Raw genomic sequence first — 26,869 nt, forward strand, 5'->3', positions numbered from 1 at the left:
CGACGGTCCCGGCCGGCGGATCCTGGCAGGATCGCCGTATGGAGTCCGCGAACCTGACCCGAGCCGAAACCGCCGAGCGTTCCCGGGCCGTGTCGGTCCGCAGCTACCACGTCGAGCTCGACCTGCGCGGCGCCCCGGACGCCGGGAACCCCGGCTTCACGACCACGACGACGGTCGAGTTCTCCGCGACTGCGGACGCGACGTGGCTCGACTTCCTCGGCCCCGCCGTGGAGTCGGTCGTGCTCAACGGCGCCGCGGTGCCCGTCCGGTACGACGGCGCGCGCATCGGGCTGAGCGGCCTGCGCGCGCACAACGTCGTCACCGTCGTCGCCACCGCAAGCTACAGCAGGTCCGGCGAGGGTCTGCACCGGTACCTCGATCCCGCCGACGGCCGGACCTACCTGTACACGCAGTACGAACCCGCGGACGCGCGACGCGTGTTCGCGTGCTTCGAGCAGCCGGACATGAAGGCGCCGTTCACCTTCGTCGTGTCCGCCCCGGCGGGCTGGCAGGTGCTGTCCAATCAGCATGTCGCCGAACGTGAGTCGCTCGGCGACGCCCAGACGGTGAAGTTCGCGCCGACACTGCCGATCTCCACCTACATCACCGCCGTCGTGGCGGGACCGTACCACCGCGCCGAATCCTCGTGGAGCCGGGACGAACTCGCCGTTCCCCTGGCCGTGTTGTGCCGCGCCTCGCTGGCGCAGTACCTCGACGCCGAAGCGGTCTTCGCGGTGACCCGGCAGGGGATGGACTTCTACGCCGACCATTTCGGCTATCCCTACCCGTTCGGCAAGTACGACCAGGTGTTCGTGCCCGAGTACAACCTGGGTGCGATGGAGAATCCGGGGTGCGTCACCTTCACCGAGGCGTACGTGTTCCGCGGCGCCGCCACCACCGCGCAGTACCAGGCCCGCGCGAACACGATCCTGCACGAGATGGCCCACATGTGGTTCGGCGACCTCGTCACCATGACGTGGTGGGACGACCTGTGGCTCAAGGAGTCCTTCGCCGACTACATGGGCGCGCTGGTCAGCGCCGAGGCCACCGAGTTCACCGACGCGTGGGTCGCCTTCGCGAACCGGCGCAAGGCATGGGCCTACCTGCAGGACCAGTTGCCGACGACCCACCCGATCGTCGCCGACATCGGTGACCTCGAGGCCGCCAAACTCAACTTCGACGGCATCACGTATGCGAAGGGGGCGAGCGTCCTCAAGCAGCTCGTCGCCTTCGTCGGGCGGGACGCCTTCTTCGAGGGCGCGCGGCGCTACTTCCGCAGGCACGCCTTCGGGAACACCACTCTCGCGGATCTGCTCGCCGAGCTGTCGGCGACGTCGGGGCGGGATCTGTCGGGCTGGGCGCGCGCCTGGTTGCAGACCAGCGGTGTGTCGACCCTGACGCTCGAGGACGCGGGGGAGGGGCGGTCCGCGATCGTCCAGCGGCCGGCGCGACCCCACCGGCTGGCCGTCGGGCACTACGACTTCGACGAGCACGGCGACCTGGTCTGCCGGCGCCGCGTCGAGGTCGACCTCGAGGCCGAACGCACCCCGATCGAGTGCGCGCCCGCGCCGCTGATCCTGCTCAACGACGCCGACCTGACCTACGCCAAGGTCCGGCTCGATCCACGCTCGCTCGAGACGGTGGAGCATTCGCTCGACCGCGTCGCCGACCCGCTGGCGCGGGGATTGATCTGGTCGGCGCTGTGGAACGCCACCCGTGACGGGGAGCTGAGCGCGGCGCGGTACCTGGCCGCGGTCCGCAGGTTCGCGGTGTCCGAATCGAATCCGGCCCTGCTGACCGCGCTGACGGCGAACGCGTCCTATGCGATCGAGCACTACCTGCCGATGACGAGCCGGCCCGAGCAGCGCCGCCTCTGGCTGGAAGCGGCCTGGACGGCGACGTTCACCGCCGAGCCGGGGTCGGACGGGCAACTCGCCTGGGCCCGCGCGGTCGCGACGGCCGCCACCGTCGACGACACCCGCGCCGCGGAGCTACGGGCGATGCTCGACGGGACCGGGAAGGCACCGCAGGGGCTGCGGTCGGATCCGGATCTGCGCTGGCAGCTGTGGACCGCCCTGGCGGCCACCGGGCACGCGGAACCCGCCGATCTCGACGGGGAACTCGCCCGCGACGACACCGGTTCCGGACGGACCGCTCGGCTGCGCGCCCTGGCCGCGCGACCACTCGCCGCGGTCAAGGAACAGGCGTGGACCGCGATCCTCACCGACACGGCGCTGTCGAACGAGCACCTCGACGCCACCATCGCCGGGTTCCGGGCCGGGGCGCACCGGGAACTGATCGCCCCGTTCGACGACGACTACTTCGCCGCGATCCGCACGGTGTGGTCCGAGCGCAGTATCGAGATGGCGCGCCGGATCGTCGTCGGGTTGTTCCCGGCCGGGGACACCCTCGAGCCGAGCGACCGGTGGCTCGACGCGCACGCCGACGCCCCGGCGGCATTGCGGCGCCTGGTGGTCGAGCAGCGCGACCACCTGGCCCGCGACCTGCGGGCCCAGGCGCTCGGCTGAGCGGAGGTCCCGCCGGACCGGGCGGTCGTCGGAGTCAGGCCTTGCCGGTCCCGGCGGCGATGCCCCGGTCGAGTTGCCCGAGCAGTGCGGTGCCGAGCTCGGTGAGCGCGGCGACCTGTTCGTCGTCGAGGCCCCGGAACACCAGGGCCTGGACGGTCGCGACGTGACCGGGCGCCGCTTCGACGAGCTTGGTCATGCCGGCGTCGGTGAGCACCGCGTACGAGCCGCGCGTGCCGGGCACGCTCTGCCGGCGCACCCACCCGGCGTTCTCCAGCTTGGTCACCACGTGGGACAGCCGCGAGAGCGACGCGTTGGACAGCTGCGCCAGCTCGGACAGGCGCAGCCGCCGGCCGGGCGCCTCGGACAGCTCGGCGAGGACCGAGTAGTCGAAGTGGGTGAGCGCCGAGTCCCGCTGCAGCTGCGTGTCGAGCGCGGCCGGCAACCGGGTGATCAGTGCCACCAGTTTCCGCCAGGCCCGCTGCTGGGATGCGGTCAGCCACTCGGTGTCGTCGATCTGCGCGGAGCCCACTGGTGCACCGTCCTTTCTCGATCGTCCACCCTATCGGGACCGCCGGTGCGGGAGGCCGGCGTCCCGTCGGAGCCGATGGTCAGGGGCGCTGTCCCATGCCGGTGGCGACCTCGTGCAGTCGGCCGCCCATGCTGTCCGCCGTCAGGGGCGGCGTCGGCAGTCCCGCGCCGTCGCGGAGTCCGGTCAGGAACTCCTCGAGAGTGGCCCGGGGGGAGAACCGTGGGATCCACTCGAGATCCGTGCGGGCGCGGGTGCAGTCCATGAGCGGCAGCCGCAGCACCGTGTCGAGCAGCCCGGGGGAGGCGGGGGCGAGCCGGGCGTGCCAGGCGACGGCGACGGCCGCGTGCAGCGCCGCGGCCGGGACGGGCACCGTGCGGGCCCCGAGGATCTCGGCGAGGACTTCGGTGTCGACCGGGGGCTCGGCGGCGAGATTGAAGGCGCCCCGCACCGGTCGCAGCACGGCCCGCACGTACGCGTCGGCGGCGTCCTCGGTGTGCAGTACCTGCATCCGCAGCCCGGCGGTGCGAGGGACGACGGGCAGGGCGCGGACGAGGCGTCCGGGGACGAACGGTCCGGCGAACAGTCGGCGCTGGGCGGTGGCGGACTCGCGCTTGAAGATGAACCCGGGCCGCATCCGGACCACCCGGAGGTCGGGGTGCCGCAGTTCGAACGCGTCGAGCCAGCGTTCGAGGTACGCCTTCTCCCGCGGGTATGCGGCGCCGGGCCAGCCGTGGGTGGGCCAGCGCTCGTCGATCCGTTCGTGCTGGGGTCCCGGCGAGTAGGCGCCGACCGACGAGGCGTGCACCACGGCGGGGACGCCCGCCGCGGCGGCGGTCTCGAACACCCGGATCGATCCGAGAACATTGTTGCGCCAGGTGACCTCGGGTTTGTGGGTGGGCTGGAAGAGCCAGGCCAGGTGAACGACCGCGTCGGCACCCCGCAGCAGCTCGTGCAGGTCGTCGCGGGCGACGTCGGCGACGACGAAGTCGGTCTTGGGGCAGCGCCAGTCGGTGGGGCGGCGGGCGATGCCGATCACCGATCCGATGGTCTCCCGGGCGGCGAGTGCCGCCGTGACGCTGGTGCCCACGTTTCCGGTCGCGCCCGTGACGACCACTTTCGGGCCCTGAGTTCCGGTCATGGGCGGGGGATACCCGCCCCGTCGCCGATCCATCCCCGCCGGGACGTTCCGGAGGCCCCGGCGCGGCCTCGGGTAGTATTGTTGAAGCTTCAACATTAGGAGTTCGTGTGAGTCTCATGCCCGCCCTGTTCCTCAGTCACGGTGCGCCGCCCCTGGTCGACAGCGCGACGTGGGTGGCGCAGCTGCAGCGCTGGGCCGCCGACCTGCCGACCCCCACCGCGATCCTCGTGGTCTCCGCGCACTGGGAGTCCGCGCCGCTGACGATCGGTGCCACCACCACCGGTACCCCGCTCGTGTACGACTTCGGCGGGTTCCCCCGCCGCTTCTACGAGGTCACCTACCCGGCGCCCGGTGCCCCCGACCTCGCCCGCACGGTGGCCGCGCTCATGCCCGACGGCGAACCCGTCGTGCAGCAGCCGCACCGCGGTCTCGACCACGGCGCGTACGTGCCGCTTACCGTCATGTACCCGGACGCGGACATCCCGGTCCTGCAGATCTCCCTGCCCACCCTCGAGCCGGCGCGGCTGCTCGCGCTCGGCGCGCGGCTGCGGCCCCTCCGGGAGCAGGGTGTGCTCGTCGTCGGCTCCGGCTTCACCACCCACGGTCTGCCGTTCCTGCGCGACCCGCGTCCCGAGGCCGCCGCGCCGGGCTGGTCCGCCGAGTTCGACGCCTGGGCCGCCGAGCGGCTCGCCGCCGGCGACGTCGACGGTCTGCTCGACTTCCGCACCCGGGCGCCCGGCATGCCGTACGCCCACCCGACGATCGAGCACTTCGCCCCGCTGTTCGTCACCCTCGGCGCGTCGAGCGACCCGGAGCGGGCGCCCCGGCAGGTGATCGACGGGTTCTGGATGGGATTGGCGAAGCGCTCCGTCCAGGTGGACTGACCGTCAGTCCCGGGCCGCGCGCCGCGCCCGCAGCGCCGCGAGGGCGCGGTCCGCGTGCACGTCGGGGCGCACCTCGCTGGCGATCACCTCGAGCACGGTGCGGTCGGTGTCCAGCACGAACGTGGTCCGCTTGACCGGCGACAGCCGGGCGAGCAGCCCCCGGCGCACCCCGAACCGGGCCGCCACCTCGCCGTCCGGGTCGGACAGCAGCGGAAAGTCGAACGACTGGCGTGTCGACCATGCGCCCAGCCGGTCCACCGGGTCGGTGCTGATACCGACCCGGGTCGCGCCGACGGCCGCGAACTCGGCCGCCAGATCCCGGAAGTGGCACGCCTCCGCCGTGCACACGGGGGTGAACGCGGCCGGGTAGAAGAACAGCACCACCGGCCCGTCCGCCAGCAGCGCGGACAGGGTCCGCGGACGCCCGTCCTGGTCGTTCGCCGTGAAGTCGGGGGCGGTATCACCGGCTCTCATGTCCGGTGACGCTACCGCGACCGCGCTCGTCGCGGCAGGCCCTGGGATGATGGGCGCCATGTCCGGCGAGCCCACCACCATCCCCGCAGCGGCGCCCGACCCCACCGAGGGCGGTCGACCCGACTCCACCACCACCCGCGAGCAGTTCCGGCTCCTCGCCGCCGAGCACCGGGTCGTCCCCGTGACCCGCAAGGTCCTCGCCGACGCGGAGACTCCCTTGTCGGCGTACCGCAAGCTCGCCGCCGACCGGCCCGGCACCTTCCTGCTCGAATCCGCCGAGAACGGCCGGTCCTGGTCCCGGTGGTCGTTCATCGGCGCAGGCAGCCCCGCCGCGCTCACCGTGGTCGACGGCGAGGCCACCTGGTACGGGCACGTGCCCGCCGGGGCCCCCACCGGCGGCAACCCCCTCGACGTGCTGCGGCAGACGTTGCAGCTGCTGCACACCGAACGGCTGCACGGCCTGCCCCCGCTCACCGGCGGCATGGTCGGCTACCTCGGCTACGACGTCGTGCGCCGGATCGAACGGCTGCCCGAACACGCTGTCGACGACCTGCACATCCCGGAGACGGTGATGATGCTCGCCACCGACCTCGCCGCCGTCGACCACCACGAGGGCGCGATCACCCTCATCGCCAACGCCGTCAACTGGGACGGTTCCGACGAGCGCGTCGACGAGGCGTACGACGACGCCGTCGCCCGGCTGGACCGGATGACCGCGGCGCTGGCCGCGCCGGCCCCGTCGACCGTCTCGACCTTCGACCGCCCCGCCCCCGACTACCGGCGCCAGCGCACCACCGACGGCTTCGGCGCCGACGTGCGCCGGCTCATCGGCGAGATCGAGGCCGGCGAGGCGTTCCAGGTGGTGCTGTCCCAGCGCTTCGAGATCGACTGCCCCGCGGCGCCGATCGACGTCTACCGGATGCTGCGGGCCTCGAACCCGAGCCCGTACATGTTCCTCATGCACGTTCCCGACGGCGACGGCGGCACCGCGTTCTCCATCGTCGGCTCGAGCCCGGAGGCGCTGGTGACCGTCGCCGACGGCGTCGCCACCACGCATCCCATCGCCGGCACCCGCTGGCGCGGCACCAGCGAGGAGGAGGACATCCTGCTCGAGAAGGACCTGCTCGCCGACGAGAAGGAGAACGCCGAGCACCTCATGCTCGTCGACCTCGGCCGCAACGACCTGGGCCGGGTGTGCGAACCCGGCACGGTCAAGGTGCACGACTACCGGCACATCGAGCGTTACAGCCACGTCATGCACCTCGTCTCGACCGTGACCGGTCGCCTCGCCGAAGGCCGGCACGCCCTCGACGCGGTCACCGCGTGCTTTCCCGCCGGGACCCTGTCCGGTGCCCCCAAGGTGCGGGCGATGGAACTGATCGACGAGCTCGAACCGACCCGGCGCGGCATCTACGGCGGCATCGTCGGCTACCTCGATTTCGCCGGTGACGCCGACACCGCCATCGCGATCCGTTCCGCCCTGGTCAAGGACGGCGTCGCCTACGTGCAGGCCGGTGCCGGCGTCGTGGCCGACTCCGACCCGGTCTACGAGGACACCGAAGCGCGCAACAAGGCCATGGCGGTGCTCTCCGCCGTCGCCGCCGCCGGCACCCTCACCCCGTACGACGGGGACCGGTCGTGAGTGCTCGCGACGCCACCGGGCGGCGCCGCGGCGCGACCGCCGCGCTGCTCGCGACCGCCGCCGCCGCGCTGTGGGGTGCGAGCCGCCTGACCTGGGTGACCGTCACCTCCTCCGACGGCCTCGGTGAGGACCGGGTCACCGGGCTCGTCGGGGGGACGTGGGCGGCTGCGCTGACCCCGCTCGCCCTGGCGCTGCTGGCCGCGGTCGCGGCGTCCTTCGCGGTGCGCGGGTGGGCACTGCGGGTGCTGGCGGTGCTCGTCGCGGTCGTCGCGGTCGCTGCCGCCGTTCCGGCGGTGGGCCTGCTCACCGGGAGCGCCGACGACGCGACCGCGGCGCGCATCGCCGAGTTGCCCGCACGCGCCGAGGTCACCTCCCTCACCGTCGCCACCGCCCCGGCGCTGCTCGCCCTGGCCGGTGCCGTCGCCGCGCTGGCCGCCGCGGTGCAGCTGTGGCGCACCCCGCGGGCCCGGGCGGGGCTGTCGTCCCGCTACGACAGCCCCGCCGCCCGCCGGGAGGCCACGGTCCGCCGGGACACCGCCGACGAGCCGGTCACCGAACGCACGCTGTGGGACGCGCTCGACGCGGGGGAGGACCCCACGGTCGACGCCGCCGACGACCGGTCCGCCGATCGAGGCGGGGAGGGCGGCACCGACGATTCGGGGACCCGCCGCACGGGTCGGTGAGGGCGCGCACTACCCTTCAAGAAACTCCGATGAGCTTTCTCACATCGGATTGACAGGGGCGAAAGGACTTCGAGCCACGATGACAGTTCTCGACTCGATACTCGAAGGGGTGCGCGCCGACGTCGCCGCCCGGGAAGCGGTCCTCGACTTCGCTGCGGTCAAGGCCGCGGCCGCCGCCGCGCCCCCGTCCCTCGACGCCAAGGCCGCGTTGCTCGAGCCGGGAATCGCCGTGATCGCCGAGGTCAAGCGGGCGAGCCCGTCGAAGGGTGCGCTCGCCGACATCTCCGATCCCGCCGAACTCGCCAAGGCCTACGAGGCCGGCGGTGCCCGCGCGATCAGCGTGCTCACCGAGCAGCGCCGGTTCCAGGGCAGCCTCGAGGACCTCGACGCCGTGCGGCGCGCGGTGCGGATCCCGGTGCTGCGCAAGGACTTCATCGTGGGGCCGTACCAGATCCACGAGGCGCGTGCCCACGGCGCAGACATCGTGCTGCTCATCGTCGCCGCCCTCGAACAACCCGTGCTGACCTCGCTCGTCGACCGTGTCGAATCCCTCGGGATGACGGCGCTCGTGGAGGTGCACACCGAGGAGGAGGCCGACCGGGCCCTCGAGGCCGGCGCCACGGTCATCGGAGTCAACGCCCGCGATCTCAAGACTCTCGAGGTCGACAAGAGCACATTCGCCCGGATCGCGCCGGGGTTGCCGACCGAGGTCGTCAAGATCGCCGAGTCCGGGGTGCGCGGTCCCTCCGATCTGCTCACCTACGCCGGCGCGGGCGCCGACGCGGTGCTCGTCGGTGAGGGTCTGGTGACCAGCGGCGACCCGCGCCACGCGGTTGCCGAACTGGTCACCGCCGGCACCCATCCGTCCTGCCCGAAGCCCGCGCGCTGAGCGCAGTCCGGTGCACCGCCGACGGCCCGGACCCGGCGACGAGGCGGGGGCGACGTTGGGGCAGACTGGACGGGTGAGCACAGACGATCCCGTACTTTCCGCCAAGGGCCGCGGTCTGCCCCGCATGAGCGCCGCAGTGGCCGAGCACAGCGCGCACGAACCCGACCCCGGCGGCCACTTCGGGGTCTTCGGCGGGCGGTTCGTCCCCGAGGCGCTGATGGCGGTCATCGAGGAGGTCACCGCCGAATACGACAAGGCGCGGGTCGACAACGGGTTCCTCGACGAACTCGATCGGTTGCAGCGCGACTACACGGGCCGGCCGTCCCCGGTGTACGAGGCCAAGCGGCTGAGCGACCACGCCGGCGGCGCCCGGATCCTGCTCAAGCGCGAGGATCTCAACCACACCGGCTCACACAAGATCAACAACGTGCTCGGCCAGGCCCTGCTCGCCAAACGGATGGGCAAGAGCCGGGTCATCGCGGAGACCGGCGCCGGGCAGCACGGTGTCGCCACCGCCACCGCCTGCGCGCTGCTCGGCCTCGACTGTGTCGTCTACATGGGCGAGGTCGACACCGAACGGCAGGCCCTCAACGTCGCCCGGATGCGCCTGCTCGGCGCCGAGGTCGTCGCCGCCACCAGCGGCTCGCGCACCCTCAAGGACGCGATCAACGAGGCGATGCGCGACTGGGTCACCAACGCCCACAACACGTACTACTGCTTCGGCACCGCCGCCGGCCCGCACCCGTTCCCGATGATGGTGCGCGACTTCCAGCGGATCATCGGCCTGGAGGCGCGCGCGCAGGTGCAGGCGCTCACCGGACGGTTGCCCGATGCCGTCACCGCCTGCGTCGGCGGCGGGTCCAACGCCATCGGCATCTTCCATGCCTTCCTCGACGACCCCGGCGTCCGCCTGGTCGGCTTCGAGGCCGGCGGCGACGGCGTGGAAACCGGGCGGCACGCCGCCACCATCACCGGCGGCACGCCCGGCGCGCTGCACGGCGCCTACTCCTACCTGCTGCAGGACGAGGACGGGCAGACCGTCGAGTCCCATTCGATCTCCGCCGGCCTGGACTACCCCGGCGTCGGACCCGAGCACTCCTACCTCAAGGACATCGGCCGCGCCGACTACCGGCCCGTCACCGACACCGAGGCCATGGACGCGTTCTCGCTGCTCTCGCGCACCGAGGGCATCATCCCCGCCATCGAGTCGGCGCACGCCGTCGCCGGGGCCCTGGAACTGGGTCGCGAACTCGGCCCCGGCGCGGTCGTGCTGGTCAATCTGTCCGGCCGCGGCGACAAGGACGTCGACACCGCCGCGCGGTGGTTCGGGCTCCTTCCCGCCGACCCGGCCACCCCCGACACGACGGAAGGATCCGCGCAGTGAGCGCCCAGCAGCCGCAGTCCCGCCTCGGCGAGGTCTTCGCCCGATGCAAGGCCGAGAACCGGGCCGCGCTCGTCGGCTATCTCCCCGCCGGGTACCCCGACCTGCCGCGCTCGATCGAGGCGTTCGAAACGCTCGTGCAGGCCGGGTGCGACATCGTCGAGGTCGGCATCCCCTACAGCGACCCGGTGATGGACGGCCCCACCATCCAGGCCGCCGCCGACGGGGCACTCACGGCGGGTTTCCGGGTGCGGGACGTGTTCCGCGTCGTCGAGGCCGTCGCCGCCGCCGGGGGCCACGCCGTCGTGATGACCTACTGGAACATCGTCCTCAAGTACGGGATCGACGAGTTCGCCCGCGACCTCGCCGCCGCCGGAGGACTGGGCATCATCACCCCGGACCTCATTCCCGACGAGGCCGAGCGGTGGATGGCGGCGGCGGACCGGCACGGGCTCGACCGCATCTTCCTCGTCGCCCCGTCCTCGACCGCCGAGCGTCTCGCCACGACCGTCGACTCCTGCCGCGGATTCGTCTACGCCACCTCCACGATGGGCGTGACCGGCGCCCGCGACGCCGTCTCGGACATGGCGCCCGAACTCGTCGCCCGCGTGCGCGAGCACTCGCAGATTCCCGTGGGTGTCGGCCTGGGCGTGCGGTCGCGGGACCAGGCCGCCCAGATCGCCGCCTACGCCGACGCGGTGATCGTCGGCTCGGCGCTGGTGGCCGCCGTGGCGCAGGGCGCCGACGCGTTGCGCGCGCTCACCACGGAACTCGCGGAGGGCGTGCGCTCGGCTAGCGTGGCCACGTGACCTCCACCGCCGTACCCGCCGCCACCGTCCTGGCGTATCTGCCCAGTCCGCCGCAGGGGGTGTGGTACCTCGGGCCGATCGCGCTGCGGGCCTACGCCCTGTGCATCATCGTCGGGATCGTCGTCGCGATCTTCTGGGGCGACCGCCGCTGGGTCGCCCGCGGCGGCGAACCGGGCACCGTGCTCGACGTCGCGGTGTGGGCGGTGCCGTTCGGTCTGATCGGTGGCCGCCTGTACCACGTCGCCACCGACTGGCAGAAGTACTTCGGTGCGGGCGCCGACCCGGTCGACGCGCTGAAGATCTGGCAGGGCGGGCTGGGCATCTGGGGGGCGGTCGCCCTCGGCGGGGTGGGCGCCTGGATCGGGTGCCGTCGCCGCGGCGTCCCCCTGCCCGCCTTCGGTGACGCGCTGGCCCCGGCGATCCTGCTGGCCCAGGCCATCGGCCGGCTCGGCAACTGGTTCAACCAGGAACTCTACGGTCGGGAGACGACCGTGCCGTGGGGCCTCGAGATCTACGAACGCCGCAACGACGCAGGACAGACGAGCCCGGACCTCATCGACGGAATCTCCACCGGGCAGGTCGCGGCGGTGGTGCACCCGACGTTCCTGTACGAGCTGGTGTGGAATCTGCTCGTCGTGCTGCTGCTCGTATTCGTCGACCGGCGATTCCGCATCGGACACGGCCGACTGTTCGCTCTCTACGTGGCCGGATACAGCGCGGGCCGCTTCTTCGTCGAACTCATGCGGTCCGATCCGGCCACCGAGATCGCCGGGATCCGGATCAATTCCTTCACGTCCGCCATCGTGTTCGTCCTCGCCGTCGCCTACGTCGTCGTCGCGCGCAAGGGCCGGGAAGCGCCGGAGGAACTGAAATCCCGCCGTCCGGGTGGCGCAGACGAGGCCGCCGCGGCCGGTGGCGCAACCGAGACCGACGACGGGCACCGCGACGGCGCGTCCGGGTCGGTGGTGCCGGCCGAGCCCGGCGGTAAGGTCGAGTCAGGTACGCGCAGCGAGAACGAAGGGGACAAGTCGTGACCACATCCGACCCGGGATCCCCGGGTCCCACATCCGACGCGGGGTCCCCGGAGCCCACGGGCCCGGATCTGCGGAAGAAGGACGAGACCTCCACGGGGCCGGACCTGCGCAAACAGGCCGCCGCCGAGGAGACGTCCGAAGCCGGCGCGAGCGCCGCACCACGCGACGGCGAGCCGGCCTCCACCGAGGAACTGCCCGCGTTCGGTGGCACCGCCGACTACGATCCGACCGCCCAGGCGTCGCTGTCCGTTCCGCCGCCCACCACCGAGTCGACCGCGCCCACCTGGGGTACGGCGGGACCGGGCTGGAACACCTATGCGGGCATGGGCAACGGTCCGGGCTGGGGCACCACGCCGAGCTATCCGCCGCCGTCGAGCGAAGGGCAGTACGGCACCGCGCACGACTCCGAGGCACAGACCGGCGGCCGGTACGGCGGCACCGGACCCGTCTACGGCACACCCGACCCGCAGTTCCAGGGCGCGCCGCAGTACCCGCCGGCCTCCGCACCGGGCTACGGATCCTCCGGTTACGGGCCCACCGGTTACGGTGCCTACGGCGATCCCTCCGCCCCGTACGGGCGGGATCCGGCGACCGGCGAACCGTACTCCGACAAGTCGAAGACCACCGCGGGTCTGCTGCAACTGCTGCTGCCCTTCGTCGGGATCTGCGGCGTCGGACGGCTCTACCTCGGGAGCACCGCCGTCGGCCTCATCCAGCTGCTGGGGCTGTGGATCGGCGGCCTGCTGGCGATCGTCCTGATCGGTTTCGTGATCATGCCGGTGATCTGGGTGTGGTCCGTCATCGACGGGATCATGATGCTCACCGGCAGCGTCCGCGACTCCGACGGCCGCCCGCTGCGGCCCTGACCCACCCGCCCGGCGGCCGGTCGCGCACCTCGCGCGGCCGGCCGTCGCGCGCGTAGACTGACCGCCACCGGGACCGATCCCCGGTTCGACCGTCGGGCGGACCTGGTCCGGCCACCCACACCGCACAGCGCACGCCCGTCGTGGCGACCCCGTCGGGGCCGCTCATCCGACGACGCGTGACGTCGCCCCACACCGGCGACGTGGAGGTGGACCGGTGCGGCATTCCGGGATGCCCGAGGCCCGCGGACTCTACGACCCCGCCCGCGAATCGGATTCCTGTGGCGTGGGCGCGGTCGTCGACCTGCGCGGCCGCAGCACACACCGGACCGTCACCGACGCGCTCACCGCGCTGCGCAACCTCGGCCACCGCGGCGCCAGCGGCCGGGAACCCGCCAGCGGGGACGGCGCCGGTATCACCCTGGCCCTCCCCACCGCCCTCTTCGATGCCGTCGCCGGCGTCGAGCTGCCGCCGCCCGGGTGCTACGCCACCGGCCTGTGCTTTCTGCCCCGCGACCCACGCGCCCGGGCAGCGGCCCGCGAACGGATCCACACGCTCGCCGCCGAGGAGGACCTCGAGATCCTCGGCTGGCGCGAGGTTCCCGTCGACCCGGCCGGCCTCGGGCGCACCGCCGAGGCCTGCCGCCCCCACGTCAGCCAGCTGTTCGTCGCCGCCGCAGGCGCGGACGGTGCCCGCCCCGCGGGCCTGGACCTCGACCGGCGGGTGTATCCGCTGCGGCGCCGCGCCGAGCACACCGGCGACGTCTACTTTCCGTCGCTGTCCGCCCGCACCGTCGTCTACAAGGGCATGCTCACCGCACAGCAACTGCCGGGGTTCTACCCCGACCTGCGGGACCGGCGTTGCGCCAGCGCGATCGCACTCGTGCACAGCCGCTTCTCCACCAACACCTTTCCGTCCTGGCGGCTCGCGCAGCCGTTCCGGTACAGCGCCCACAACGGCGAGATCAACACCATCCGCGGCAACCGGAACCGGATGCACGCGCGGGAGGGGCTCCTGCGCACCGGGCTGCTGCCCGGCGACCTGACCCGCCTGTTTCCGCTCTGCACCCCCGACATGTCCGACTCCGCGACCCTCGACGAGGTCCTCGAACTGCTCCATCTCGCCGGGCGTTCGCTGTCGCACGCGGTGACCATGCTCGTCCCGCCCGCCTGGGAGAACGCGCCCGGACTCGATCCCCGGCGCCGCGCCTTCCACCGCTTCCACGCCGCGCTGCTCGAACCGTGGGACGGACCGGCGTGCCTGCCCTTCACCGACGGACGGTGGTTCGGGGCCGTGCTCGACCGCAACGGGTTGCGGCCGGGCCGCTGGTGCCGCACCGCCGACGACCGGGTCCTGTTCGGCAGCGAGACCGGAATGCTCGACGTGCCACCGGAACACATCGTGCACAAGGGCCGGCTCGAGCCGGGCCGGATGCTCCTCGTCGACACCGCCACCGGGCGCATCGTCCCGCCCGACGAACTGCTCGACACCCTCGCCGCCGCCCACCCCTACGACCGGTGGCTGCGCGAGGGTCAGATCGACCTGGCGGATCTGCCCCGTCCGGCCGGGCACCCCGCCGCGGACCACGAGCCGGATCGGGACCACCGGCTGTTCGGCTACACCCGCGAGGACCTCGAGGTGCTGCTCGAACCGATGGCCGCGACCGGTGCGGAACCGCTCGGATCGATGGGCGCCGACATCGCCCCCGCGGTACTGTCGCCGCGCCCCCGGCTGCTCTACGACTACGTCGTCGAGCTGTTCGCCCAGGTCACCAACCCGCCGTTGGACGCCATCCGCGAACGGGTCGTCACCTCGATGCGGCGCGTCGCCGGCCCGGAGGGCAACCTGTTCGACGCCTCCGCGAAGTCGTGCCGGCAACTGGTGCTTCCCGGTCCGGTGCTCGACTCCGACGACCTCGCCGCCGTCGCGGCACTCGGCCCGGGCGGCCCGCGTCCGGCCCTCGCCGCACGGGCGCTGCCCGCGCACTTCGCGGTCGGTGGCGACCCCGGCGAGGCCCTCGCGGCGGGACTCGCGGCCCTGCGCCGCGCCGCCGACGCCGCCCTCGACGACGGTCGCGGCATCCTGATCGTCACCGACCGCGGGTGCGGTCCGGACCGCGTCCCGATCCCGTCGCTGCTCGCCGTCGCCGCCGTGCACCACCACCTCGTCCGCACCCGGCGGCGCACCCGCGTCGCGCTCCTCGCCGAATCCGGCGACGCCCGCGAGGTCCACCATGTGGCCGCGCTGGTCGGGTTCGGCGCCGCGGCGGTCTGCCCGTACGTCGCCTTCGGCACCGTGCGCTCCCTCGCGGCCGCCGGGCGCATTCCCGGCACGGACCCGGCGGCGGCCGCGGCGAACTACCGTCGCGCCCTCGTCACCGGTGTCCGCAAAGTGATGGCCAAACTCGGCATCTCGACCCTCGCCTCGTACACGGCGGCGCAGACGTTCGAGGCCGTCGGCCTCGCCCGGGAGGTCGTCGACGAGTACCTGCCCGGTACCGTCTCCCGACTGGGCGGCGCCGGGCTCGCCGACCTGGCCCGCGACGCCCGTCGCCGGCATCGGCATGCCTTCGGGAACCGTTGTGCCGACACCCTTCTCGACAGCGGCGGCGTGTACCGGTACCGGCGCGACGGCGAACCCCATCTGTTCACCCCCGAGACGGTGTTCCTGCTGCAGCACGCGACCCGCACGGGACGCGCGGACGTCTACGCACGCTACTGCGCCGAGGTCGACCGTCTCGCCGCCGCGGGCGCCACGCTGCGCGGGCTGCTGCGCACCGTCGCCGCGGAGCCGATCCCGCTCGACGAGGTCGAGCCGGAGGCGGAGATCGTGCGCCGCTTCGCCACCGGGGCCATGAGCTACGGGTCGATCTCCGGGGAGGCACACGAGGCCCTCGCCGTCGCGATGAACCGGCTCGGCGGCCGCTCGAACTCGGGGGAGGGCGGGGAGGAGCGCGACCGGCTCGGCGACCCGCTGCGGCGCAGTGCCGTCAAACAGGTCGCCAGCGGCCGCTTCGGCGTCACCGCCGACTACCTCGCCGACGCGACCGACCTGCAGATCAAGATGGCTCAGGGAGCGAAACCCGGTGAAGGTGGCCAGCTTCCCGGTCACAAGGTGTATCCGTGGATCGCCCGCACCCGGCACGCCACGGCGGGCGTCGGCCTGATCTCCCCACCGCCGCACCACGACATCTACTCCATCGAGGACCTCGCCGAACTCGTCCACGACCTGCGGTGCGCCAACCCGCGGGCCCGCATCCACGTCAAACTGGTCAGCGGTGTCGGCGTCGGGATCGTCGCCGCCGGTGTCGCCAAGGCCCATGCCGACGTGGTCCTGATCTCCGGCCACGACGGTGGCACCGGCGCCGCACTGCTCACCGCCCTGCAGCACGCCGGCACCCCGTGGGAGATCGGGCTCGCCGAAACCCAGCAGACCCTCGTGCTGAGCGGCCTTCGCGACCGCATCACCGTGCAGTGCGACGGCGGTCTGCGCACCGGTCGGGACGTGCTGATCGCGGCGCTGCTCGGCGCCGAGGAGTTCGGGTTCGCCACGGCGCCCCTGGTGGTCCTCGGCTGCATCCTCATGCGGGTGTGTCATCTCGACACATGCCCCGTCGGGATCGCCACCCAGAATCCCCGACTCCGGGAGAAGTTCACGGGCAGAGCAGAATTCGTGGAACAGTTCTTCCGGTTCGTCGCCGCGGACGTGCGCCGGCGGCTCGCGGCGCTGGGCCTGGCCCGCCTCGACGACGCCGTCGGCCGGGTCGACCTGCTCGAACCCGACGCGGCGCTCGCGCACTGGCGTCGCCGCGGGCTCGATCTCGCGCCGCTGTTCACCCCGCCCGCCGACGCCCTCGGCGCGCCCCCGCAGCGCCGCCGCACCCGCCCGGCCGCCGGACCCCCCGACGCGCCGTTGGACCGGGACCTGATCGCCCGCGCCGGCCCCGCCCTCGACCACGGCCGGCCCGTGCAGCTGACCGGGGTCGTCACCAACCGGGACCGCGCCGTCGGCACCCTGCTCGGCTGGACCGCCGGCCGACGGTGCCCCGCGGGTCTGCCCGAGGACACCGTGCGGATCGACCTGCACGGCAGCGCCGGACAGTCCCTCGGCGCCTTCCTGCCCACCGGGATCACCGTTACCGTCACCGGCGACGCCAACGACTATGTCGCCAAGGGTCTGTCCGGCGGGCGCGTGGTGGTGCGCCCCGACGCGGCCGCGCCGTTCGACCCGCACGAGCAGATCGTCGCCGGCAACACCGTCCTGTACGGGGCGACCTCCGGCGAGTTGTTCCTGCACGGTCGGGTGGGGGAGCGCTTCGCCGTGCGCAATTCCGGCGCCGACGCCGTGTGCGAGGGCACCGGCGACCATGCCTGCGAGTACATGACGGGCGGCCGCGTGGTGATCCTCGGACCCACCGGCCGCAATCTGGCCGCCGGTATGACCGGGGGTCTGGCCTACGTCCTCGACCTCGAGCCCGGCCTCGTCAACACCGACTCGGTGCAACTGCAACCGGTCGACCCCGCCGAGCTCGCGCAGGTGCGGGATCTGATCGCCCGCTACCGCGCACGCACCGGATCGGCAGTCGCCGGGGAACTGCTCGCCGACTGGGCCGGCAACGCGGGGCGCTTCACCGCGGTGGTGCCCGAGGATCTGATCCGGCTCCGCGCGACCGCCCACGAACGGCCCACCCCGGTCGGAGCCGACGGTGCCTGACCCCCGCGGATTCCTGCGTTACGACCGCTGCGAGCCGCCGCGCCGGCCCGCCGCCGAACGCGTCCGCGACTGGGCAGAGGTGCACCGCGCGCAGTCCCCCGACGAGGAGCTCCGCACGATCCGGGAACAGGCCGCCCGCTGCATGGACTGCGGACTCCCGTTCTGCCACAGCGCCGGAACGGGCTGCCCGCTCGGCAACCTGATCCCCGAATGGAACGACCTGGTGCGCCGCGACCGGTGGGCCGAGGCCGCCGACCGACTGCACGCCACCGACAACTTCCCCGAGTTCACCGGCCGGTTGTGCCCGGCCCCGTGTGAATCCGCCTGCGTGCTGGCCCGGGACGACCACGCCGCCGGCGTGACGGTCGAACGGATCGAACGGGCGATCGCAGACCGGGCGTGGGCCGACGGCCGCGTGCCGCCCCGCCCCCCGGTCCGCCGCACCGGCAGATCCGTCGCCGTCGTCGGCTCCGGCCCGGCGGGTCTCGCCGCGGCCCAGCAACTCACCCGCGCCGGACACGCCGTGACCGTCCTCGAACGTGCCGACCGGCTCGGCGGCCTGCTGCGGTACGGCATCCCGGCGTTCAAGATGGACAAGGCGCTCGTCGACCGGCGTCTCGCGCAGATGCGCGCCGAGGGCACGGTGTTCCGCACCGGCACCGAGGCGGGGGTCGATCCGGATGTCGCCGCTCTGCGGGCCGAATTCGACGCCGTGGTCCTCGCGGTCGGGGCCGGACGCGCCCGCGACCTGCCCGTCCCGGGGCGCGGACTCGACGGGGTGCATCCCGCGATGGAGTTCCTCGTCGCCGCCAACCACGAGTGCGCGGGCGACGGACCCACCCCGATCAGCGCCGCCGGGCGGCACGTGGTGATCGTCGGTGGCGGGGACACCGGTACGGACTGCTTCGGCACCGCGCTGCGGCAGGGCGCGCGGTCCGTCACCCAGCTCGACTACCGGCCCCGCCCGCCCGGCCGGCGCGACGAGGACGTCACCCCGTGGCCACTCGTGCCGTGGGTGCTGCGGACGGCACCCGCGCACGAGGAGGGCGGGACCCGGCGGTTCGAGGTGACGGTGCAGCACTTCGCCGGGTCCGGTGGGCGGGTGCGGACGCTCGAACTGGCGGAGGTGGACGCGCGCCGCGCCCCCCGCGGGAACACCTTCGCCATCCCCTGCGACCTCGCGCTGCTCGCGGTCGGCTTCGAAGGGGTGCAGCGCGGACCGCTCCTCGAGGCCTTCGGCCTGGTCCCCGGCGGGCGAGGCACGCTCGGCTGCGACGACCACTGGCAGACCGCCACCCCGGGGGTGTTCGTGTGCGGCGACGCGCACCGGGGGGCGTCACTCGTGGTGTGGGCGATCGCCGAGGGGCGTGCGGCGGCGCACGGGGTGGACACTTTCCTGACGGGGGAGTCGGAGCTGCCGGCGCCGGTCCGTCCCGGCTCGCTGCACCTGGGCTTCCCGCGTTTTCCGCCCCGCCGGCCGGGGTAAGCCGCACGGGTGAGCGACCGTGCCGGTCGCGGCAGGAAGGAACGTCATGAGCACGATCATCGAATCGGTCGACGTCCACGTCCCGATCCGTACGGCCTACGACCAGTGGACGCAGTTCGAGGCGTTTCCCCGCTTCATGGAGGGCGTCGAGCAGGTCCGCCAGATCGACGACACCCACACCCACTGGGTCGTCACGGTGGCCGGTGGCACCAGGGAGTTCGACGCGACGATCACCGAGCAGCATCCCGACGAGCGGGTCGCATGGAAATCCGACGCCGGTCCGGACCATGCCGGCGTGATCACCTTCCACCGGCTCGACGAGTCCACCACGCGGGTCACCGCTCAGATGGATGTCGACCCCGACGGCGTGATGGAGAACGTCGCCGACAAACTCGGGCTGCTCGACCTGCGCATCAAGGGCGACATGCAGCGCTTCAAGGAGTTCATCGAGAAGCGGGGCGTCGCCGACGGCGGCTGGCGCGGCGACGTCGATCGTCCCGGTTCGTGAGCGCAACCCGGAAGGAGGAGGTCGTGACGGCGAAGAAGTCGAGGGACGAGGACGACGGACCCAAGGGCGGCCGGCCCGGCCCGGTGGACGAGGGCAAGGACGGCGGCATGGCGACCCGGGAGAACGCCCCGGAGATCGCCGAGAACGCCACCGACGACTGATCGGGGAACCGGAACGGGGCGGTGCGGCCGAGCCGCACCGCCCCGTTGCCGGTGCGCACACCCGTCGCGGGTTCCGGCTTCCCGGGTCGAGGCAACCCCGAAGCCGGAGGTCCTGGACGTCGATGGGTCCTGGACGTCGATCCGCGGCGTCACCCCGCCGGTGAGCGGACGGCGAACTGCAGTCCGAAGTTGTTCAGGGTGGCCGGCAGCGGTCGTGCCGGATCCGGCTTCAGCCGGGAGGTCAGCGTGAATTCGGCGCCGGCGAGCAGGTGCGCGAGCAGGGTACTCGTGACGAACAGGACGAGATTGCGACCCGGGCACCCGGCCGGGCCGACACTGAACGGCACGAGCGCGGGATACCGGTCCGCCCGGCCGTCGAGCCAGATCTCCGGCGCGAACCGGTCCGCGAACGGCAGCGTCTCGCGATCGCGGTGGAAGGCCGGCGCCAGCACGACGAACCCGGTCCCGGACGGGATCGGGTAGCTGCCGCGCTCGTCGCTCCACGTCGTGTCGGCCGTCGAATCCCGCAGGATCGCAGGGGTGGTCGGCCACAGCCGCGTCGTGTCGAGGACGCACCCACGCAGGTATTCGAGCGGTGCGGGGGTCCCGAGGCCGGCGGCGGCGATGTCGCTGCGGGCCCGCGCCCGTTGTTCGGGATGGGTGGCGAGTACTGCGAGGGTGCGAGCGGTGACCATGCCTGCGGCGTCGAAGGCGAACAGCCAGTGCGGAATCTGCCCCTGCGGATCGACCGCGGCCGGTTCGGCGATCTCTCCGAGCGCGCCGGCGAGGGTTCCGACGGGAGCCCGCTCGACGTAACCGTGCAGCCGCTCGGTGAACCGGTCGCGCAGCCGATGGCGCACCGGATGGGCGTAGGCCCAGTTGCCGTCGGACCGCAACCGCCACAGCTGATCGGTGAGGGTGTCGTCGTCGCGCGCCGCATCGCCGAGGACGAGCCTGCGCACCAGTCGCCACCAGCACCGGGTGAACTCGGCGGCGCTGAGGCCGCCCTCCGCGCGGGCGCGGCGCAGCAGCCCGTTCGCCTCCTCCTCGATGGTGTGCAGCATCGGTGTGGCGAGCCGGTGCAGGTCCCGATCGGTGTCGAGCGCCGCCTCGTTGACGGCACGGCGCCTCTCCCGCAGCGGGGTGCGCGAGACGAGCACGCCGTGCGGCTGGAACGGACCGAGGGCAGCGCGCTTCTCGACCGTCGCGGCGGTGTAGGACCCGGCGTCGGTGCGCAGCACGGCATCGACGTCCTGGGGGGAGAGCACCACCGCGAGGGTCCGCCCGGGCAGGGCGAGGGTGAGGGGAGCGTCCCCGTAGCGGTCGCGCAGGCGCGCGACGGTGGCGACGATGCGCGCGTCGGCCTGTGTCCGCTCGAGCAGACCCATCACCCTGCGACGGCGTGCGATGGCGCCCGCGGCGACGAACGGCAGGCCGACCTCGGCGGCGAACCGGGCGGTGTCGGCCGCGGAGGCCCGCCGGGCACGAGGCGGGGAGGGGCTCTGAACTACGGGGCCGGTCATCGGCGGTCTCCTCCCGACGCAGGGTCACGGTCACGGGAGGAATCGCCGCCCGGACGGATCGCTAAACGTGATCCGGCCGCACCGAGCCCGATTCAGGCGCTCGCCGCCGCGGTGGGACCGGTCCCGCTGGCGCGCAGGTCCGTGAGAAAGGCGTTGGCCCACCGGTCGACGTCGTGATGGAGCACCTGGGTGCGCAGCGACTGCATCCGGCGGGCCGCGGTGGCCGGATCCTCGGTGGCGGCGACGACGATGGCACGTTTGACGGCGTCGAGGTCGTGTGGATTGACCAGGTGGGCGCGGCGCAGTTCGCTTGCCGCCCCGGTGAATTCACTCAGGACGAGGGCTCCCGTGCCGTCGGCCCGGCACGCGATGTACTCCTTGGCGACGAGGTTCATGCCGTCGCGCAGAGGCGTGACGAGCATGACGTCCGCGGCGCTGTACAGGGCCATGAGCTCGTCCCGGTCCACGGGCCGGTGCAGATAGTGCACCACCGGCCGGCCCAGCTGTCCGTACTCGCCGTTGAGGTGACCCACCTTGCGTTCGATGTCCTCGCGCAGCTGCGCGTAGGCGGACACGCGCTCGCGGCTCGGGGTGGCCAGCTGCACCATGGCGACCTTCTCGGGGTCGAGGGTGCCCTCGTCGAGCAGCTCGTGCAGTGCCTCGAGCCGGATGTCGATGCCCTTGGTGTAGTCGAGGCGGTCCACGCCGAGCAGAAGGGTCTCGGGGTTGCCGAGTTCCTCGCGGACCTGCGCGGCCCGCTCACGGATGTGCGGGGACTGCACGCGTTCGGCGAAATGGGCCGAGTCGATCGAGATGGGGAAGGCGCCGACCTGCACGCGCCGGTCACCGACGTCGACGCTGCCCACACACGAGTCCAGGTCGGAGTGCGCGTTGGTGTGCAGCCCGAGCAGGCGCTGCGCCAGGAACAGGAAGTTGCGGGCGCCGCCGGGCAGGTGGAACCCCACCAGGTCGGCGCCGAGCAGGCCCTCCACGACGGCGGTGCGCCACGGCAGCTGGAGGAACAGCTCCGTAGGCGGGAAGGGAATGTGCAGGAAGAATCCGATCCTCAGGTCGGGCCGCAACTCGCGCAGCATCTTCGGCACCAGCTGCAGCTGGTAGTCGTGCACCCACACGGTGGCGCCCGGGGCGGCCGCCTCGGCCGCCGCCGCCGCGAAGCGGCGGTTGACCGCGACGTAGGTCCGCCACCACGTCCGGTCGTAGACGGGTGCGACGATCGCGTCGTGGTACAGCGGCCACAGTGTCGCGTTGGAGAAGCCCTCGTAGTAGTCGGCCACCTCGCCTTCGGTGAGCGAGACGGGGTGCATCGTGATGCCGTCCTCGGTGAAAGGCTCGAACGCGACGTCGGCGGCGCCGGGCCAGCCCACCCATGCGCCGTCGGCGGCGCGCAGCACCGGTTCCAGGGCGGTGACGAGTCCCCCCGGGCTGCGGCGCCACCCGCCTCGTCCGTCGTCGGCCGAAGGGTCGTAGTCGACCGGGAGCCGATTGGCCACCACCACCAGGTCCGCTGCGGTCATCGCGTCGCGCCTCCTTGCTCGACACCGGGGCCGGTCGCTCCGGCGAGTGCCGTCGAACTCGTACTTATGACAAGTAGTTTTTGTCTATCACTCGCGGCGGAGCAGGGAGGCACTTCGAGGCGCCCGAGATCCCGCGTCGTCCCGCCTCCGCTCGCACTCGATAGATAATCTGTCTCGCAGAACAAAGATTTTGTCAAACGCTGCGTGCACTCCGATCGGGTCGGCGTGCCCGCGAGCAGACGCGGTCCCGCGCGCGGCGACGTGCATGCGCCGGTCGCCCGGCGGTTTCGGCACCCGGGGAACGGGGTAGCCCGACTGTGGGTTAGCCGGCACCCACGTGCCGACCGGCGGGCCGGCGAGCCGGCCTGCGGAGGTACTACACACGAGCCTGTAGGAGGAATCGAAGATGGCGAAGTTCACCGTCCCCGGCCTGAGCGACAGCGAAGGGGTCCGGGTGGCCGAAGTGCTGCAGAATCGCCTCAGCGCCTACAACGACCTGCACCTCACCCTCAAGCACGTGCACTGGAACGTCGTGGGACCGAACTTCATCGGCGTGCACGAGATGATCGACCCGCAGGTCGAAGCGGTCCGGGGATTCGCCGACGACGTCGCCGAGCGCATCGCGGCCCTCGGTTCGTCGCCGAAGGGAACCGCGGGCGCGATCGAGAAGGACCGTTCGTGGGACGACTACTCGGTCGGGCGGGACACCGCCCAGGCGCATCTCGCCGCGCTCGATCTGGTGTACGACGGCGTGATCGGGGACTGCCGCAAGGCGATCTCGGAGGTCGGGGAGATCGATCCGATCACCGAGGATCTGCTCATCGGGCAGACGCGGGATCTCGAGAAGTTCCAGTGGTTCGTCCGGGCCCATCTCGAGAACGCCTCCGGGACCCTGACGCACGAGGGCGCACGCACCGAGCAGCAGGCCGCGAACGAAGCCCGTTGAGCGGGCGGCGGCCGGGTTGCCGGTTGCTCGACTACGCACCGGTCGCCGGCGGGCGACCGGTGCGTCTGTTACGAGGTGGCTGCGCTGTCGTCGGTGGCCGCCCGCAGGCGCGCGTTGTCCGACTCGAGGCGCGCGTTGGCGTCCTCGAGGCGGGCGTTGTCCGATTCGAGGCGCGCGTTGTGGGATTCGAGGCGCGCGTTGTGGGATTCGAGACGGGCAGTGTGGGACGCCAGTTCGGCGTGGTGCGACTCGAGCCGGAAGATCTGGGCGATGCCGGCCAGATTGATGCCCTCGGACAGGAGCTCGCTGATGCGTCGCAGGCGCGCCACGTCGTCGTCGCTGTAGCGGCGGGTGCCGCCCCGGGTGCGCGCCGGGCTGAGCAGTCCGCGACGCTCGTACAGCCGCATGGACTGCGGGTCGACCCCGGACAGCTCGGATGCCACCGAGATGCCGTAGACACCGCGGCGGGGGTGCGGCACCGGCTCCTTCCTCGTCTTCTCCATTCCAGGTTCCCTCGTTCGGTGTCCTCGCTGCCACGGTCTCCGGTGGACCGGAATCTACCCGATCACCACAGGAAACCTGCAGTACCGGAGACAGTTGCAGGTGGGGCGGCGGGGACGTCGATCGTCCGTCGCGAGCCGTCTCGGTGCGATTATCTCTTTCATGTGACACAGATTTTATCGCCCGGCCCGCTCGTCGCCCACCGCCGTCTCCGTGGCGTTGCTCCGGCCCGCCGGCTGCGGATCGCCCGCCGTGCTCCGCCGTCGCCGCGGGGGTACTAGGCTCGACCGCGTGACCCGACGCACCAAGATCGTTTGCACAATGGGCCCGGCCACGGCAGACCCCGAGGTCCTGAGGGAACTCGTCGACGCCGGGATGGACGTGGCCCGCCTCAACTTCAGCCACGGCACCCACGCCGACCACGAGGCTCACTACCGCCGCGTGCGGGAGGCCTCCGATACCAGCGGGCATGCCGTCGGCATCCTCGCCGACCTGCAGGGCCCGAAGATCCGCCTCGGCCGGTTCGCCGAGGGCCCGACGGTGTGGAAGACCGGTGAGATCGTCCGGATCACCGTCGACGACGTCGAGGGCACGCACGACCGGGTCTCGACCACCTACGAGCAACTCGCCGACGACGCGCGCCCGGGGGATCGCCTGCTCGTCGACGACGGCAAGGTCGGCCTGGTCGTCGAGCACGTCGAGGGTCCGGACGTGGTCTGCCGCGTGACCGAGGGGGGACCGGTCAGCAACAACAAGGGCGTGTCCCTGCCGGGGATGAACATCTCGGTGCCGGCGCTGTCGGAGAAGGACATCGAGGACCTCGAGTTCGCCATGCGGCTCGGCGTGGACTTCGTCGCGCTGTCGTTCGTGCGTTCCCCGGCCGACATCGAGCTCGTGCACGAGGTGATGGACCGGGTCGGGCACCGGGTGCCGGTGATCGCCAAGCTCGAGAAGCCCGAGGCCATCGAGAATCTCGAGGCGGTCGTGCTGGCGTTCGATGCGGTGATGGTCGCCCGTGGTGACCTCGGCGTCGAGATGCCGCTCGAGGAGGTGCCCCTGGTGCAGAAGCGGGCGATCCAGATCGCCCGCGAGAACGCCAAGCCCGTCATCGTGGCCACCCAGATGCTCGAGTCGATGATCGAGAACTCCCGGCCGACCCGCGCCGAGGCCTCCGACGTCGCCAACGCGGTGCTCGACGGCGCGGACGCGGTGATGCTCTCCGGCGAGACGTCCGTCGGCAAGTACCCGGTCGAGACGGTGCGGACGATGGCCCGCATCATCGCGGCCGTGGAATCCGATCCCACCCGGGTGCCGGCGCTGACCCACGTGCCACGCACCAAGCGCGGGGTGATCTCCTACGCGGCACGGGACATCGGCGAACGGCTCGAAGCCAAGGCGCTGGTGGCGTTCACCCAGTCCGGCGACACGGTACGGCGCCTGGCGCGACTGCACACCCGGCTGCCGCTGCTGGCGTTCACCCCGGTGCCGCACATCCGCAGCCAGCTGGCGCTGACCTGGGGCACCGAGACGTTCTCCGTCGAACCGGTCGACACCACCGACGTGATGGTGCAGCAGGTCGATGCGGCGCTGCTCTCCCTCGGCCGATACCAGCGCGGCGACCTCGTCGTCATCGTGGCCGGGTCCCCGCCCGGCCGCTCCGGCTCGACCAACCTGATCCACGTGCACCGGCTCGGCGAGAAGGACACCCATTGAGCCGTCGCACCGCGACCGATCTCGAGGTCCTCGTCGATCTGCTCGATCTCGCGCAGATCGACGAGGACCGCTACCGCGGAGAGCACCCGGCCCAGGTGGGCAGCCGCACCTTCGGGGGCCAGCTCGTCGCCCAGGCACTGATCGCGGCCGGCCGCACCGTCGGCGACCGGCCGGTGCACGCGCTCAACGCTCACTTCATCCGCGGTGGCGACGTCAAGGCGCCGATCGAGTATCGGGTGGCCCGGCACCGCGACGGCCGGGACTTCGCGAACCGCATGGTCACCGCGTCCCAGAACGGCCAGGAGCTGTTCGTCATGCTCGTCGCCTTCCAGCGGTGGGGTAAGGGACTCGAGCATGCGGTGAGCGTTCCGGAGGTGCCCTACCCGGACGTGCTGCCGCCGCTCGGGGACCACCTGTCCGGTTTCGAGGATCATCTGCCGCACTTCGTCAATGCCCTCAAACCGATCGACATGCGCTATGCCAACGACCCCGCGTGGATCCTCAAGGGCACCGGGGAACGGCTCTCGCACAACCGGGTGTGGATGCGCGCCGACGGCGCGTTGCCCGAGGACGCGCTCCTGCACGCCGCCACCCTGGCCTACAGCTCCGACACCACCGTGCTCGATTCGATCCTCACCACCCACGGGTTGTCCTGGGGGCTGGACCGCATCGTCGCCGCGACCGTCAACCACTCCATGTGGTTCCACCGGCCGGTCCGGTTCGACGAATGGACGTTGTACGCCACCGAGTCCCCGGTCGCGGCGGGCTCGCGCGGGCTCGCGACGGGCCGCTACTTCACCCTCGAGGGGGAACTCGTGGCCACGGTCGTGCAGGAGGGGCTGATCCGCCACTTCCCGCGCCGCGGCTGACGCGGGCGACCGCGTTCCGCGCCGCCGCCTGCGCAGTTCCTCGTCCCCGCCGGGCGCCC

At 72.4% G+C, this 26,869-nt stretch carries 22 protein-coding genes; 16 read left to right on the forward strand and 6 right to left on the reverse strand.

Annotation, left to right across the window (positions count from 1 at the left end; translation table 11 throughout):
- The first annotated feature begins 38 nt into the window (after positions 1-38).
- Positions 39-2,528 carry an aminopeptidase N gene (pepN, locus tag RR3_RS09125; RefSeq protein WP_064066220.1) on the forward strand — a complete coding sequence of 830 codons (2,490 nt, stop codon included), beginning with the start codon at positions 39-41 and terminating at the stop codon, positions 2,526-2,528.
- 34 nt (positions 2,529-2,562) lie between these two features.
- On the opposite strand, the gene RR3_RS09130 is transcribed toward pepN, so the two are convergent.
- Complete coding sequence (locus RR3_RS09130; protein WP_010595271.1) at positions 2,563-3,057, reverse strand: MarR family winged helix-turn-helix transcriptional regulator; 495 nt, start codon at positions 3,055-3,057, stop codon at positions 2,563-2,565.
- 79 nt (positions 3,058-3,136) lie between these two features.
- Complete coding sequence (locus RR3_RS09135; protein ID WP_029540099.1) at positions 3,137-4,195, reverse strand: NAD-dependent epimerase/dehydratase family protein; 1,059 nt, start codon at positions 4,193-4,195, stop codon at positions 3,137-3,139.
- Positions 4,196-4,311: 116 nt separating this feature from the next.
- On the opposite strand from RR3_RS09135, the gene RR3_RS09140 reads away from it, so the two are divergent.
- A complete protein-coding gene (locus RR3_RS09140) occupies positions 4,312-5,079 on the forward strand; it encodes a dioxygenase family protein (protein WP_010595273.1) in 768 nt (255 codons plus the stop codon).
- Positions 5,080-5,082: 3 nt separating this feature from the next.
- Here the strand turns inward: RR3_RS09140 and RR3_RS09145 are convergent, their stop codons facing one another.
- The gene (locus RR3_RS09145) at positions 5,083-5,553 is read right to left on the reverse strand and encodes a peroxiredoxin (protein WP_010595274.1); all 471 of its coding nucleotides are present in this window, start codon (positions 5,551-5,553) and stop codon (positions 5,083-5,085) included.
- A 58-nt stretch (positions 5,554-5,611) separates the two neighbouring features.
- Between RR3_RS09145 and RR3_RS09150 the strand changes: the two genes are divergently transcribed.
- The 11 genes from RR3_RS09150 (at position 5,612) to RR3_RS24890 (ending at position 19,723) form a co-directional block, all read left to right on the forward strand.
- A complete protein-coding gene (locus RR3_RS09150) occupies positions 5,612-7,195 on the forward strand; it encodes an anthranilate synthase component I (protein WP_010595275.1) in 1,584 nt (527 codons plus the stop codon).
- On the forward strand, positions 7,192-7,878 hold the full coding sequence (locus RR3_RS09155; protein WP_017681435.1) for a TIGR02234 family membrane protein: 687 nt from the start codon (positions 7,192-7,194) through the stop codon (positions 7,876-7,878). Before RR3_RS09150 ends, RR3_RS09155 begins: the two co-directional genes overlap by 4 nt.
- A 79-nt stretch (positions 7,879-7,957) precedes the next feature.
- Complete coding sequence (gene trpC / locus RR3_RS09160) at positions 7,958-8,767, forward strand: indole-3-glycerol phosphate synthase TrpC (protein WP_010595278.1); 810 nt, start codon at positions 7,958-7,960, stop codon at positions 8,765-8,767.
- Positions 8,768-8,891: 124 nt separating this feature from the next.
- Entirely contained in the window at positions 8,892-10,151 is a 1,260-nt protein-coding gene (gene trpB, locus RR3_RS09165; RefSeq protein ID WP_048771149.1) for a tryptophan synthase subunit beta, read from the forward strand.
- The gene (gene trpA / locus RR3_RS09170) at positions 10,148-10,957 is read left to right on the forward strand and encodes a tryptophan synthase subunit alpha (protein WP_010595280.1); all 810 of its coding nucleotides are present in this window, start codon (positions 10,148-10,150) and stop codon (positions 10,955-10,957) included. The genes trpB and trpA overlap by 4 nt, the downstream gene beginning before the upstream one ends.
- Entirely contained in the window at positions 10,954-11,991 is a 1,038-nt protein-coding gene (gene lgt, locus RR3_RS09175) for a prolipoprotein diacylglyceryl transferase (RefSeq protein WP_010595281.1), read from the forward strand. Before trpA ends, lgt begins: the two co-directional genes overlap by 4 nt.
- Positions 11,988-12,857: a TM2 domain-containing protein gene (locus RR3_RS09180; RefSeq protein ID WP_064066219.1), complete on the forward strand. Its 870-nt coding sequence runs from the start codon at positions 11,988-11,990 to the stop codon at positions 12,855-12,857. The genes lgt and RR3_RS09180 overlap by 4 nt, the downstream gene beginning before the upstream one ends.
- A 214-nt stretch (positions 12,858-13,071) precedes the next feature.
- Positions 13,072-17,568 carry a glutamate synthase large subunit gene (gene gltB / locus RR3_RS09185; RefSeq protein WP_459178864.1) on the forward strand — a complete coding sequence of 1,499 codons (4,497 nt, stop codon included), beginning with the start codon at positions 13,072-13,074 and terminating at the stop codon, positions 17,566-17,568.
- Complete coding sequence (locus RR3_RS09190) at positions 17,561-19,054, forward strand: glutamate synthase subunit beta (protein WP_064066217.1); 1,494 nt, start codon at positions 17,561-17,563, stop codon at positions 19,052-19,054. Before gltB ends, RR3_RS09190 begins: the two co-directional genes overlap by 8 nt.
- Before the next feature lie 46 nt (positions 19,055-19,100).
- The gene (locus RR3_RS09195) at positions 19,101-19,562 is read left to right on the forward strand and encodes an SRPBCC family protein (protein ID WP_064066216.1); all 462 of its coding nucleotides are present in this window, start codon (positions 19,101-19,103) and stop codon (positions 19,560-19,562) included.
- A complete protein-coding gene (locus RR3_RS24890; RefSeq protein WP_156525166.1) occupies positions 19,559-19,723 on the forward strand; it encodes a hypothetical protein in 165 nt (54 codons plus the stop codon). Before RR3_RS09195 ends, RR3_RS24890 begins: the two co-directional genes overlap by 4 nt.
- 149 nt (positions 19,724-19,872) lie before the next feature.
- Here RR3_RS24890 and RR3_RS09200 read toward each other — a convergent pair whose 3' ends face one another.
- Positions 19,873-21,246 carry a cytochrome P450 gene (locus RR3_RS09200; RefSeq protein ID WP_064066215.1) on the reverse strand — a complete coding sequence of 458 codons (1,374 nt, stop codon included), beginning with the start codon at positions 21,244-21,246 and terminating at the stop codon, positions 19,873-19,875.
- A 92-nt stretch (positions 21,247-21,338) separates the two neighbouring features.
- Entirely contained in the window at positions 21,339-22,781 is a 1,443-nt protein-coding gene (locus RR3_RS09205; RefSeq protein WP_017682168.1) for an alpha,alpha-trehalose-phosphate synthase (UDP-forming), read from the reverse strand.
- A 406-nt stretch (positions 22,782-23,187) separates the two neighbouring features.
- Here RR3_RS09205 and dps point away from each other — a divergent pair, with 406 nt between their 5' ends.
- A complete protein-coding gene (dps, locus tag RR3_RS09210; protein ID WP_010595287.1) occupies positions 23,188-23,727 on the forward strand; it encodes a DNA starvation/stationary phase protection protein Dps in 540 nt (179 codons plus the stop codon).
- 68 nt (positions 23,728-23,795) lie between these two features.
- Here the strand turns inward: dps and RR3_RS09215 are convergent, their stop codons facing one another.
- Positions 23,796-24,230, reverse strand: a complete 435-nt coding sequence (locus tag RR3_RS09215; RefSeq protein WP_010595288.1) for a MerR family transcriptional regulator — start codon at positions 24,228-24,230, stop codon at positions 23,796-23,798.
- Between the two features lie 289 nt (positions 24,231-24,519).
- Between RR3_RS09215 and pyk the strand changes: the two genes are divergently transcribed.
- Together pyk and RR3_RS09225 are read left to right on the forward strand one after the other, a co-directional pair.
- Positions 24,520-25,941, forward strand: a complete 1,422-nt coding sequence (gene pyk, locus RR3_RS09220; protein ID WP_010595289.1) for a pyruvate kinase — start codon at positions 24,520-24,522, stop codon at positions 25,939-25,941.
- Positions 25,938-26,810, forward strand: coding sequence for an acyl-CoA thioesterase (locus RR3_RS09225; RefSeq protein WP_010595290.1), 873 nt, complete (start codon positions 25,938-25,940; stop codon positions 26,808-26,810). Before pyk ends, RR3_RS09225 begins: the two co-directional genes overlap by 4 nt.
- The last annotated feature ends 59 nt before the right edge of the window (positions 26,811-26,869 follow it).

The organism is Rhodococcus ruber NBRC 15591 (assembly GCF_001894945.1).
Lineage (GTDB): Bacteria > Actinomycetota > Actinomycetes > Mycobacteriales > Mycobacteriaceae > Rhodococcus > Rhodococcus ruber.

Bases quoted from the DNA above. Each gene is read 5' to 3' on its own strand.
- pepN (WP_064066220.1), top strand. From the start codon at position 39: ATGGAGTCCGCGAACCTGACCCGAGCCGAAACCGCCGAGCGTTCCCGG.
- RR3_RS09135 (WP_029540099.1), bottom strand. From the start codon at position 4,195: ATGACCGGAACTCAGGGCCCGAAAGTGGTCGTCACGGGCGCGACCGGA.
- RR3_RS09140 (WP_010595273.1), top strand. From the start codon at position 4,312: ATGCCCGCCCTGTTCCTCAGTCACGGTGCGCCGCCCCTGGTCGACAGC.
- RR3_RS09145 (WP_010595274.1), bottom strand. From the start codon at position 5,553: ATGAGAGCCGGTGATACCGCCCCCGACTTCACGGCGAACGACCAGGAC.
- RR3_RS09150 (WP_010595275.1), top strand. From the start codon at position 5,612: ATGTCCGGCGAGCCCACCACCATCCCCGCAGCGGCGCCCGACCCCACC.
- trpC (WP_010595278.1), top strand. From the start codon at position 7,958: ATGACAGTTCTCGACTCGATACTCGAAGGGGTGCGCGCCGACGTCGCC.
- trpB (WP_048771149.1), top strand. From the start codon at position 8,892: ATGAGCGCCGCAGTGGCCGAGCACAGCGCGCACGAACCCGACCCCGGC.
- RR3_RS09195 (WP_064066216.1), top strand. From the start codon at position 19,101: ATGAGCACGATCATCGAATCGGTCGACGTCCACGTCCCGATCCGTACG.
- RR3_RS09200 (WP_064066215.1), bottom strand. From the start codon at position 21,246: ATGACCGGCCCCGTAGTTCAGAGCCCCTCCCCGCCTCGTGCCCGGCGG.
- RR3_RS09205 (WP_017682168.1), bottom strand. From the start codon at position 22,781: ATGACCGCAGCGGACCTGGTGGTGGTGGCCAATCGGCTCCCGGTCGAC.
- dps (WP_010595287.1), top strand. From the start codon at position 23,188: ATGGCGAAGTTCACCGTCCCCGGCCTGAGCGACAGCGAAGGGGTCCGG.
- RR3_RS09215 (WP_010595288.1), bottom strand. From the start codon at position 24,230: ATGGAGAAGACGAGGAAGGAGCCGGTGCCGCACCCCCGCCGCGGTGTC.